Raw genomic sequence first — 12,525 nt, 5'->3', positions numbered from 1 at the left:
TCGCTGTGAATAGACTTTTTGTTTATCTTATCTAAAAACTTCCATTAAAGTCGAAGTATTGTCGAAGCAAAAACTAAAGCTCAGTTCTACCTTCAATCGCTCTACCCAAGGTAACTTCATCCGCATATTCCAGGCTGGATCCATAAGGCAAACCACTAGCTATTCTCGAGCATTTAATTCCACTAGGTTTGATCAGCCTAGCAATATAATTTGCAGTAGCTTCTCCCTCAACATTTGAATTGTTTGCGAGAATAATCTCTTGGATCTCTTCATGACGTTGCAACCTTTGTAGAAGCTCACGTAAATGAATATCTTCTGGACCGATATTCTCCATAGGCGAAATGCTACCATGCAGAACATGATATAGTCCTGAGAACTCTTTGGTTTTTTCCATAGCTACTACGTCTGATGGATTTTCTACAACACAAATTGTGCTCTTATCTCTACTATCAGAAGAGCAAATATCACAAATATCCTGATCTGTTAAGTTACAACACTCCTGGCAGAACTTAACGTTATTCTTCGCATCAACAATAGACTGAGCGAATTCATCAACATCGCCCTTATCCATATTCAAGATGTAAAAAGCCAAGCGTTGAGCTGTTTTGCGACCGATTCCAGGTAAACGATTTAATTGTGAAATAAGTTTAGCAATACTACTTGCGTATCCTGACATATTAGAAACCTAATCCGCCTAATCCACCAGGTAGTCCACCTGCTATACCACCCATCTTACTATCGCTCTCTTCAGCAAGTTTCTTATTAGCACCGTTAATAGCAGCAATAATAGTGTCCTGTAAAATATCTACATCTTCAGGATCCAAAGCATCAGGATCAATGTTAAGTTCTAATAGCTCATGTTCGCCATTCATCTTGACTGATACCATGCCACCACCTGCAGTGTGCTCAACAACTAGATCTGCTATCTCTTCTTGAGCTTTAGCAAGATCAGCTTGCATTTTTTGAGCTTGTTTCATCAATTGATTAATGTTTCCTCCGCCGAAACCACCAGGGAAACCTCCACGTTTTTTAGCCATATTTTTCTCCTTTGTTTTATTAATCTTTATTCTCTAATCTATACCATCCATATCTTCTTGAATAGGAATATCCATAGCCTCTGCTGCTGCTTTCATGCGTTGGACCCATTCAGGTTCCTCTTTGCCTTGCCTTTGTGCATTTGCCTCGTGAGCAGATTTGCCAGCTATGTTGAATTCAAGACTTAACTGAGTATTGGCATTAGCCTCAATGAAAGCCTGTAATACTCTGGACTTAACTTCATGACTATTAATTTTATCATATATATGTAACTGTTCAGTTTCAAAGTTAATAATAAACTTATCATCTTCTACGTAGTATTGGCAAGTATTAAGCAAGATTGCTAGAAGTGGGTCTTGTTCATTTAACTCATTAATGAATTTATGCCAGATACTCTTTATTTCATCTTGTGAAAAAGTTTTGCTTGGAGTTGATGTTTGTCCAATGTCTTGTGCTGCTTCCTGTTCAGTTATATCTGAGCTGTTATCTGTGTTTTTTGCTGTATTTTCTTTGGCAATCCTAGCTGAACTTGGATCCAACATTAGACCGATGCTGTTTGAGCTTTCCGTAGAGCCCAGAACTTTAATTTTTTCTGTTTCAACTGTTTTATGCTCAGGGTTGTCTGGTTCCAAATCTTCTGGCTCGAAGCCTTCCGGCTCAAAATCTTTTGGTTCAGGATTATTCGGCTGAATTTCCTGAGTAGGAGTAGTTTTTTGAGGAACAATATCTTCTTTTTTATCCTCTTGAATTGTATTTTTCACAACTTGAACTTCCTGAGAGGTTACTTCAGTTTTTACAGGGGCCGGAGTTTCAACTTCAATTTCAACTTTTTCTTTAGGCGCTGAAAGTTCTGCACTTGCCCTATTGTTTTTAACATTTTGAAGTAATTGGATCAAAGCAACTTCCAAGGTGATTCTAGGATTCTCAGAATACTTAAGCTCTTGTTGCAAATTAGCTATGAAGGCAATGTCCTCAATTAGGTTTTGTGTGCTATATACTTTAGCAAGTTTGCCAAGAGTTTCGAGAGTTCTAGTATTGACCTGCAAAATTTTCTCCGGAGCTCTACTAGTCTTGTATACTAATAAATTTCTAAGATATTGAGCTAGGGAAGAAGTGAAGCGACTAATATCACCGCCTTCAACAATTAACTTATCTATGCTTAACATGAGCTCGTCTACATTGCCAGATACAAGGTTATAAATAATCTCTTCAAGAAACTCATCGCTTACAACACCAACCATATTTAGGATATCGTCACGAGTTATAACTTTGTCCGAGTATATACTTCTAGACTGGTCCAACAATGATATCGCATCACGTAAAGCACCTTCGGAGAAATTAATAATAGTCAATAAGCCGTCTTCGCTTATATTAATGTTGTTATCTTTAGCAATTAATGCTAAGTGATCATGCATATCTAGTGCTTTAATGCGCTTGAAATCATAACGTTGACAACGTGAAAGTATAGTTGCCGGAATTCTCTGTGGATCTGTAGTTGCCAATATAAAGACAGCGTGTGCAGGAGGTTCTTCCAATGTTTTTAGCAGAGCATTAAAGGCTGCAGTAGATAACATATGAACCTCATCGATTATGTAAACCTTATATTTAGCTACTGTTGGTAAAAACAAGACCTCATCAGTAATTTTTCTAATATCGTCAACACTATTATTAGAGGCGGCATCCATCTCAATGATATCTAGCAGTGTGCCTTTGATAGCATCCTGGCAAATATCACAGTTGTTGCAGGGGTTACCTTCTGCACTTATGTTAGGACAATTAATAGCTCTTGCGAAAATTTTGGCTAAAGAAGTTTTACCTGTTCCTCTGGTACCACTGAAAAGATAAGCATGAGCAATTGACTTGTTAATTGCTGCTTGTCTAAGAGCGCTTACTACATGTTCTTGCCCAACAACTTGGTCAAAATCAAGTGGTCGCCAAGCACGGTATAAAACTTTGTCTGACATAAAACCCCTCCATCTAGATTGGATAAGAAAATTATTTTGAGAAAATCTCAAATTATCTAAGTTTCATTATAACTCAATACTGAAAGAACAAAAGCAAAAACCACTTCTTAGCCGAAGCCACACAGGCAGATCTGCAGCACATAAGGTTCGCCGCTTATTGCTGCTCCCTTCCGGGCCTGACAAGGTTCACGGTTCTTATCGCACAGGACCCATGCAGCCTCGACTAAAAAGTGGTTCTATAATTGTACAGAGGATTATAACATATGAAAATAAACTTTGCTGACTTGTTCTGCGAACTAATTGAACTAATCGAACTAATCGGCAAAGTTTATTTTAGGTTAAATGTCAAATTAACGGTTCTTTCCCTCAGATTCTATTGAATTAGCTAGGACATCTTCCTCGTCTTCTAGAAGAGATAATTCCTCTGGGCTTGCTTTAGCTATGCCAAATCCAGTTGCGGCATATATTAATGCAAATATTGGACTTAAGAAACAGAAAAACGCGAATGGGGCATAAGAAAAAGTACTAACCCCTAGAGTAGATGACATAAATACACCACATGCACCCCAAGGAATTAGTGATGACATGGCAGTACCAAAATCTTCAAGAGTTCTGGAAAGGTTTTTAAGAGATATACCTCTTCTGAGATACTCTTTTACATAGATTTTACCAGGAAGAATTATTCCTAGGTATTGATCTCCTGTTATTAATAAACTGCTAATTACAGTCAAACCTGTAGCAGCAATTAAACCGAAGGTTCCTTTGGCTAATTTAATGATTTTATTGTTAAGACTTGAAATCATTCCTGAGCTCTCCATGATACCAGCTAATCCTAAAGCTATAACAAATAAAGATATAGAATTAAGCATTGAATTTAGCCCGCCACCACTTAATAATTTATCGATTATCTCAATGCCTGTTTCAGAAGAGAATCCGTAATGGGCAGCAGAGAAAACTTCAGATAAAGAAGATCCTTGAAATATAATTCCCATTATACCCGCAACTATTGCACTTATAAGTAATGTACCGACAGCAGGAACTTTGAGAATTATTAATATAATAACTAAAATAACAGGAATCAATAAAATTGGGCTAATATGGAAATTTTGAGAAATTCCACTTAGTATAGATTCGACATAAGTTGGATCAAAAGCTTTAATATTGTAATTCCAAGATATAAAGAAATAAATAATTAGTGAAACTGTGAAGCTAGGGATTGTGGTGTAAAGCATATGTTTAATGTGATCAAACAAATTAACATTGCTTATACCAGAGGCTAAAGTTGTTGTATCAGATATAGGTGAAAGCTTATCACCAAAATATGCTCCTGAAATAATGGCACCTGCACTTAATCCTGGATTAAACCCCAAACTGTTTCCGATAGCCATTAGAGCAAGTCCAATAGTTCCAGCAGTTGACCAAGAACTACCTGTCAATAAAGTAGTTATAGCAGTAATGATAGCTGCACTAGGCAAAAATAATTGTGGGGATACTATTTGTAAACCATAATATATAAAGCTAGGAACAACTCCAGCTAGTGTCCACACACCTACAACAACACCTACAGCTAATAGAATAAAAAGTGATGCGGCACTGGTTGAAACGGTTTTGTTAATTCCCTCTTCGAGGTCCTTCCACTTATAACCGTTAAGCATTGCTATAATTGCAGCAAATAAAACACTTATAAATAGAGGTATATGCGCTTCAACTTTTAAGATAAACAATCCTATATATAAGGAGACTGCTATGAATATAACTACTATAATAGAAGCGGAAAATGGGACAGGCACTCTTTCGTTGCTTTTTATGGACATTTTGTAATTTCTCCTTTTTACTTCTTTAATTCCCTTTTATTAATCATTATAAATTAGAAGATCTATAACTATTCGAAGTATAAATTAAATCCTCTTACTTTTTTTAGTAATCTCATATTTTCTTCATAAACAAAGTCTAGGTCAGATTCAAAAGGAAGTTTAGAATCTATCTCTAATAAATTCTTTAGCAGATTCAAGAAGCAAGGATTTGTAATGAGAATATTACCTGAAAGCTCAATAAGATAGGAGTTTTTATATTTATAACCTCCTAAAGGACTCTCTAGGTTAAATGCAATTTCTGGATGTAAAGATTTGTAAAGAAAGTTATTATCGTTGCCGTAATAGTTACTAAAGCCTAATTTGCTTCCATAAGCCAATTCTCCTTGGAATTCTATTAGTACTTGTTCTGAAGTGCGTTTGTTAAAGTTTCTTACTGTTTTATATGGAAATAATCCTAGGCAATTAGCAGCATCACCATCCAAAACTTCTAGTTCGCTACCTAGTAAATCTAGTGAATTATTAATAGCTAGTAATTTTATACCATTATCAATGAGGTCTTTTAATAAGTTTTTGTATGGCAAAAGTTTATTATAAACACGCTCCATGTTTTTTTCAGTCATTGGTCCAAAGAAAATTAAGTCAACCTTATTATTAGCAAAATATGGCTCATCATGGTAAAAGGTTTTTACTATTTCAATATGCTCATGGTCTTTAGCTATAAGATCAAAGTAATGGACCGTTTCAATTTCTCCAAATGTTATAAATTCTGGATACAGAACTTCAACTACCATAATTATGCCTCCACTATCTCTTTAATATACAATTTAGTTTTATCAGTTAATGATTGAGCGTAATCGTCAATATCTTTAAGTATATATATGGTCTCTTCAGAATTAGGATCAATATAGTCTTTTATTTGCTCGAGGTCATCTACTATTATCAATTTACTTCTATCTACTCCATCCAATAGAGCTGTTGTTTTTAAAGGATAACCAAATTTACCGTAGAAGATAACTAGATCTATGTCTTGTGCGTATTTCATATCAGTGTTATACATCCAGCTCTGGTTTGCATTTGGTAGGTCATCTTGACCATAATCTGGTAAATATATAACTGTCTTTTTACCAATTGCATTGCTAATGTTGAAGAAAGATCGACTTGTAGCGACAGGATTGATACCTTTGGAGACCATTGTTATAACTTTTTTTGGCCCAATTTGTATTGTATTTAGACGGCTGGAAACGACTTCTATATTTTCAAATGCACCAATCAATTCTTCAGCAGAGAAGCCGTACTCTCTAAGTGTTGCATATGCAGCAATTTGGTTATAGCTATTTTCTATACTTGAACTAACTAGCGGTAAGCTGTATGCAAGATCATGGTCTAGGATATATAATAAATTATTATCTTTATCTATATCAGTAACAATATACTGAGCTGGTGGATTTTTGAAACCGCAATTTTCACAGAGATATTCTCCGATATGATGATAGCGTTTGAATTTCCAGGTGAGTAAATCGTCGCAATTAGGGCAATAAATCATATCTTGAATTTTAGAATCTATGCACTCTTTTTCACCATTTAGAGGTCTAATAGTAAAGTAAGCTCTCTTATTTCTATCACTACCTAAATAAGCACTGATAGAATCAGAGGCATTGAGGATAAGCTTCATGTCATCATTGATAGCTTCATTAATCCTTCTGAAAACATAATCTACATTAGAATTTCTATCAAAAGAATCTTGAAATAAATTTGTTACAGTTAGGCTGTTCGGTTTCAACTGATTATTATAGTGTCTCATCCATAGTTCATCTTGTTCAACAATTGCAAATTCTGCTGTTTTCTTCTCGGAGAAAGGAGATTGACTTAACATTGAAGCTATTCCAGAGATAGTATTGGAGCCTAAGCGATTAGAAATATAAGTTTTCCCTAGTATATCTAGCAAGTCACTAATCATATTATTTGTAGTGGTTTTACCATTTGTACCTGTTATACAAATAATATTATTTGGCTTATTGACATTGTCTATATAATTTTTATCTATTAAAAGGGCTGCTTCGCCAGAGTAAAAAGTTCCCTCTCTACCAAGCAATCTTAATGTCCTACGAGTCAGTTTTGCAAAAAATGACGCAAAGTTAGTTTTTAAACTCATTGAATTTCTCCTTTGGATTATTGAGTATAAGTAATTATAGTAGATAAGAAATAAAATGTCTTTTAAACAATTGTGTATATTGAAAATATATAAGCTGGAAAAACAACTAAAAAAGCTTTGAAAAAATAAAATTTACTTGCTATTTAGACTAAAATAATCTATGTTAGTAAAGTTGACAAAAAAAACTGAAATTTCTTAGTAATTAGCACATAAAAAAAGCTAGTTTTGCTTAGCGAAAGAAATTTTGGTTAAATTTTTGAATAATGTGCATAAATGCTAAAAGTTTACTTGACCTTTAGCGTGCAATATTGCTAAAATGTACAATGTTAAAGGTATTAATTGTTTAATACTAATTGTTTTATGTTAATTATTTTATACAAATAGTTAAGTTAGTTATAAGTTTTAGCGGGTAACGATTAACATTAGCTATGATTGATGTTACGCATTAATACTACAAATCACGCTGTAGTATTAAGAGGTTGGCTAAAACGGGATTAGAAGGGGAGGACTTTTTTATGGCTGAAACAAAACAAGCTGAAAAAGGGTCAATAAAGAAACCAGCTGAAGTGCATAAGCATAAAAAGAAAAAAAGCTGGAGAGGTAGAGATACCCAGTTGACAATACTGGCTATTCCAGTAGTTGTCTGGTTTATTCTATTTAGCTACTTGCCAATGATAGGTATTATCTTGGCTTTCAAAAATTACCGTCCGGTAGCAGGACAAAACTTCTTTATTAGTTTATTCCAATCTAGTTGGGCAGGACTAAAGAACTTTGAATTGCTATTCCGTACACCTGACGCAAAGATAATGATCTATAACACATTCTTCTACAACATTATCGGTATTGCTCTAGGTGCTGTTTTACCAGTTGTGATGGCTATTATTTTGTCCAACTTAAGAAGCAAAAAATTCATGAAGACAAGTCAAACAATGATTTTCTTGCCACACTTCTTATCTTGGGTTGTTGTTAATAACCTACTATATTCATTCTTATCACCAGATAGAGGTTATATTAATAACTTAATTACTAGCGCTGGTGGTGATCCGATTAACTGGTATAGTCAATCTCAATATTGGAGATTTATCCTAATATTCATGAACCAATGGAAAGGTCTTGGTTATAGTACAGTTATTTATTTATCCGCTATTACAAGTATAGATGGAGAAATGTATGAAGCTGCTATGATTGATGGTGCATCAAAATGGCAACAAACCAAATACATTACTATTCCTCACTTGAGAGTTACAGTAGCGATCTTATTAATCCTTGCTGTTGGTGGTATCGCTAGAACAGGTCTAGATATGTACTATCAATTACCACGTCAATCATTGCCACTATATAACCAATATATGACAGTTGATGTTTACGTATTCAACGCAGCTACAGGTAATGGTAATATCGCTCAAGGTTCAGCAGTTGGATTCTTGCAATCATTGATAGGATTAGTATTAATCGTATCGACGAACCTCTTGGTGCGTAAAGTAGACCCAGAGTCTTCACTATTCTAGAGAGGGGAGTTTAGTATGGCTATTAAAAAGAAAAAAGGAACAAGAACCGGTATTGAGATGTATAACCAGATCTCAATGCCAACAAATATACTTTTATCACTAATAGTGTTTGCATGGGCAATGTTATGTTTATTGCCAGTATTATTAGTTGTATCGATTTCTTTCGCTTCGGAAGCTAGTGTTAAGGCAAATGGATATCAATTCTTCCCATCAGAATTAACACTAGATGCATATAACGTAATTTTTGGTGCGGATAGTAGAATCCCTAGATCTCTATTAGTATCAGTAATAATCACACTTGTCGGAACTAGCATAGGTGTTCTTATCCAAGCGGCATATGGTTATGTATTATCACAAAGATCATATTACTTAACAAAAGCAGCTCACATATTTATTTTGATCCCAATGCTATTTGGTGGTGGTTTGATCCCATCATATATGATTAATACAGGTGTCTTAGGATTCAAAGATTCTATATTTGCTTTGATTTTGCCAGGAATGGTTGGTACAGCTAATATCATCATTATGCGTACTTACTTTAAAGGACAATTATCACAATCAATATTAGAGCAAGCCGAAATTGACGGATCTAATGAACTTAGAACATTCTTTACTATAGTATTGCCGCTGTCATTACCAGTTCTTGCAACAATCGCTATTTTCATGGCCTTTGGATACTGGAACGGTTGGATGGAAGCTAAACTATATATTAAGAAACCAGAGCTTAAACCTTTACAAGCGCTCTTAATGGATATTCAAGGAAGTATTAACTTTATGCTTTCTGAAGAGGGACAGAAGCAAGCAACGTTGCTTAATATAGAGATACCTCGTGATGGTATTAGAATGGCGTTAGTTGTTGTTATCGTTGTTCCTATTGCATTAGTTTATCCATTCTTCCAACGTTATTTCGTTAGCGGTTTGACAATAGGAGCTGTTAAAGGATAGAGCATAAGCAATGTGCATATAATTGCACGATAATAAATTAGTTTTCAATAGCCTAAAAGGCAGAGAAAAAATAAGAAAGTTAGTAATGCGCAAGCATTATAATTCTGAAACGGGGTTTGGAAGCAACTCGTAGAGGGATAGAATTTCAAATGGAGGTTGTTATGAAGAAATTCAAAAAAGCATTAAGTGCAGCATTAGCACTAGTGTTGGTAACTTCTTTAGTAGCATGTAATACCAATAGTGGTGATACAAAGAAAACTACAGAAAAACCAGCAACAGAATCAAGTGAAGGTGGATCTTCAGAAGGAGAAACAAAAGAAAATGATCCTGCAAATGATCCAGTAGAAATTGATTTGGAAAAGAGCGTTTTCTCAGCTAACTTACCAGATTACATGGGTAATGGTACAAAATTAATTTACCACACAATCGGTGGTACACCAGAAGACCTAAAATTAGTTAATGACGAGATTAACAAATACACAAAAGAGCACATGAACGTTGAAGTCGAATTAGTATTCCACGGTTGGGACGAGTATGGTTCAAACTTGAATACAATTATCAACGGTGGTGAAGCTTACGATATCGCATTCGGTTCATCAATCACAGGTGTACAACAATTTGCTAACCAAGACTTGTTCTTAGACATTAAGACAGTTATTGACAAAGCACCTAACCTAAAAGCTTTAATTTCAGAAGACCTATGGAAAGGTGTTACTAGATCAGACGGCGAAATCTTTGGTGTTCCTGCATACAAAGACTCAGCTGCAGCACAATACTGGGTATTCGATAAGAAGCTAGTAGACGCTTATGATTTAGACATTAGCGACGTTGTTTCAATGGATGATCTAGGTTCTAAGATTTTAGACAAGATCGCAGCAAGCGATGTTGAAATGCCAGCACACTTGAACAAATATCCACTATACTTCGATAAAAATGGTATCAACTCAATGCTATTTGAATATGAATCAATGGCAGCAGGTGTAGGTGTTAAATTCGGTACAACAAAAGCTGAAAACATTTACGCAGCAGAAGATATCGTTCACAAATTCCAATTGTTAGCAGATTGGTACAACAAAGGTTACATTAACCCAGACGCAAATACACGTGATGAAAAAGATCCAGATTCAGACGCAATCTTCTCAGCACAAGGTTGGGACGAAGCAGCAAGTATCTGGGGCCAAAAGAGACCTGCAGGTGTAGAAGTTAATAGACGTCTAGAACCAATGTTTACATCAGGAACAATCCAAGGTTCATACTTGGTAGTTTCAAGAGCAGCACAAAATGCTGAAGATGCAATTAAATTCATCGAAAGAATTAACGTTGACCAATACCTACGTAACCTATACGCATATGGTATCGAAGGAACACACTGGAACAAGACAGACAAAGAGAATGTCATTGTTAAGACAGAACAAGGTGCAAGCAAATATGGTGTACCTGCATACTCACAAGCTCAATTCATGAATATGTACATTGCTGCTGATGTAGTTAACGAAGAAAATGCAGAACAATACCCAGACTTGAAGATTGGTGATCCAATTCTAGAAAAAGCAAATGCTGATCAATACCGTGTAGATATTCACAAGATGAACCAAGACGCTGAAGCTTCAGAACTATTAGGTTTCGTATTCAATCCTAAGAATGTTGAAGCAGAAATCGCAGCATTGGATAACATCATTAAGAAATATCAAGCAACATTGTTGACAGGTGCAGCAGGTGTTGATGGATTACAAGGTGTTCTAGACCAAATGCACGCTGAACAAGAATCAGCTGGTATCCAAAAAGTTATTGATGAAGCTCAAAGCCAAATCGATGCTTTCCTAGGAAAATAATTATTAGTTAAAACTAGTAGATAAATTGTTAATGCTTCCGCTTGAGAGCAACAGCTCCAAGTAAAATTTAATAAATCCTTATTGGATTAATTTCGAATTAAGGTATTATGTAGATGACGGAAAAATGTTTATACATGTATCCGTCATCTTTTTTGAATTAGTGACATTGGTAGTGAAAAACAATTTATTTAAAGTTATACTAATCTCGTAAACAAAATTAAGTAAAAGACTTTTTATAGAAGGAGTTTGATATGACAAAAATTATAGGTCCAGCAATTCCAAATATGCCTTGGGAAGATAGAAAGAAAGATGGTCCACTACCATTCTGGAAGTTTTCAGGAAACCCTGTTATAGGCAGAGACGGTAACGCTGTTTCAAATAGTGTTTTTAATAGTGCGGTAGTTCCATTTGAAGATGGATTTGCAGGTGTATTCCGTTGCGATAGCCGTTCAGTAAGTATGGATATTTTCGCAGGTTTCAGTAAAGATGGTTTGAACTGGGAAATTGATGATACTCCAATCAATTTGGTACCAGATGAGAGCATTGAAGATGCAGAAAATGTAATGAATCGTGAATACAGATATGACCCACGTGTTATTAAGATTGAAGATAAGTACTATGTAAACTGGTGTAATGGTTACCATGGTCCTACAATTGGTGTGGCATGGACAAAAGACTTCAAGACTTTCCACCAAATGGAGAATGCTTACTTACCGTACAACAGAAATGGTGTACTATTCCCACGTAAGATTAACGGTAGATATATGATGTTAAGTCGTCCATCAGATACTGGACATACACCTTTTGGTGATATCTTTGTAAGCCAAAGTGAAGATCTAACATACTGGGGCCGTCATAGATATGTTATGGGTGCAGTAAAAGGTGATACATCTGCATGGCAAAGTCTAAAGATTGGTCCAGGACCAGTACCTATTGAAACAGATGAAGGATGGCTAGTAATCTATCATGGTGTTATTAACACAGCTAATGGTTACGTATATCGTGTCGGTTCAGCTATCTTGGATATTGATGAGCCATGGAAAGTTCTATATCGTTCAAAAGATTACGTATTAGCACCACATGAACTATATGAAATGGCAGGTGACGTTCCTAATGTTACTTTCCCATGTGCAGTATTAGCAGATAGTGAAACAGGACGTATTGCAATGTACTATGGTGCAGCAGATACAGTTACAGCTTTAGCATTTACTACTGTAGATGAATTAGTTCAATATACAAAAAACAGTCACTTTGAAGAATAGTGACGGTAGTTTT

10 protein-coding genes and 1 other RNA gene are annotated in these 12,525 nt (G+C 35.3%); 4 read left to right on the top strand and 7 right to left on the bottom strand.

The window, feature by feature from the left end:
* Positions 1–73: 73 nt before the first annotated feature.
* The 7 genes from recR to C5Q98_RS06650 all read right to left on the bottom strand — a co-directional run bounded on the left by recR (position 74) and on the right by C5Q98_RS06650 (position 6,965).
* On the bottom strand, positions 74–676 hold the full coding sequence (gene recR, locus C5Q98_RS06680; RefSeq protein WP_106012859.1) for a recombination mediator RecR: 603 nt from the start codon (positions 674–676) through the stop codon (positions 74–76).
* Between the two features lies 1 nt (position 677).
* Positions 678–1,037, bottom strand: coding sequence for a YbaB/EbfC family nucleoid-associated protein (locus C5Q98_RS06675; protein WP_106012858.1), 360 nt, complete (start codon positions 1,035–1,037; stop codon positions 678–680).
* A gap of 33 nt (positions 1,038–1,070) precedes the next feature.
* On the bottom strand, positions 1,071–2,999 hold the full coding sequence (gene dnaX / locus C5Q98_RS06670) for a DNA polymerase III subunit gamma/tau (RefSeq protein WP_106012857.1): 1,929 nt from the start codon (positions 2,997–2,999) through the stop codon (positions 1,071–1,073).
* 93 nt (positions 3,000–3,092) lie between these two features.
* Positions 3,093–3,279: signal recognition particle sRNA large type (gene ffs, locus C5Q98_RS06665), an RNA gene on the bottom strand.
* Between the two features lie 70 nt (positions 3,280–3,349).
* Positions 3,350–4,813 carry a Na+/H+ antiporter NhaC gene (nhaC, locus tag C5Q98_RS06660; protein ID WP_106012856.1) on the bottom strand — a complete coding sequence of 488 codons (1,464 nt, stop codon included), beginning with the start codon at positions 4,811–4,813 and terminating at the stop codon, positions 3,350–3,352.
* Between the two features lie 68 nt (positions 4,814–4,881).
* Positions 4,882–5,604, bottom strand: coding sequence for a hypothetical protein (locus tag C5Q98_RS06655; protein WP_106012855.1), 723 nt, complete (start codon positions 5,602–5,604; stop codon positions 4,882–4,884).
* A gap of 2 nt (positions 5,605–5,606) precedes the next feature.
* Complete coding sequence (locus C5Q98_RS06650; protein WP_106012854.1) at positions 5,607–6,965, bottom strand: Mur ligase family protein; 1,359 nt, start codon at positions 6,963–6,965, stop codon at positions 5,607–5,609.
* A 515-nt stretch (positions 6,966–7,480) separates the two neighbouring features.
* On the opposite strand from C5Q98_RS06650, the gene C5Q98_RS06645 reads away from it, so the two are divergent.
* The 4 genes from C5Q98_RS06645 to C5Q98_RS06630 all read left to right on the top strand — a co-directional run bounded on the left by C5Q98_RS06645 (position 7,481) and on the right by C5Q98_RS06630 (position 12,512).
* Positions 7,481–8,473, top strand: a complete 993-nt coding sequence (locus tag C5Q98_RS06645) for an ABC transporter permease (protein WP_106012853.1) — start codon at positions 7,481–7,483, stop codon at positions 8,471–8,473.
* Positions 8,474–8,488: 15 nt separating this feature from the next.
* Complete coding sequence (locus C5Q98_RS06640; RefSeq protein ID WP_106012852.1) at positions 8,489–9,418, top strand: carbohydrate ABC transporter permease; 930 nt, start codon at positions 8,489–8,491, stop codon at positions 9,416–9,418.
* A 161-nt stretch (positions 9,419–9,579) separates the two neighbouring features.
* Positions 9,580–11,250, top strand: a complete 1,671-nt coding sequence (locus C5Q98_RS06635; RefSeq protein WP_158695734.1) for an ABC transporter substrate-binding protein — start codon at positions 9,580–9,582, stop codon at positions 11,248–11,250.
* Between the two features lie 251 nt (positions 11,251–11,501).
* Entirely contained in the window at positions 11,502–12,512 is a 1,011-nt protein-coding gene (locus tag C5Q98_RS06630; protein WP_106012850.1) for a glycoside hydrolase family 130 protein, read from the top strand.
* Positions 12,513–12,525: the final 13 nt, after the last annotated feature.

It is taken from the genome of Fastidiosipila sanguinis (assembly GCF_002998295.1).
GTDB classification, from domain to species: Bacteria; Bacillota; Clostridia; order Saccharofermentanales; family Fastidiosipilaceae; genus Fastidiosipila; species Fastidiosipila sanguinis.
Note: the sequence above shows the minus strand (reverse complement) of the source record. Positions and strands in the feature narration are given on the sequence as shown.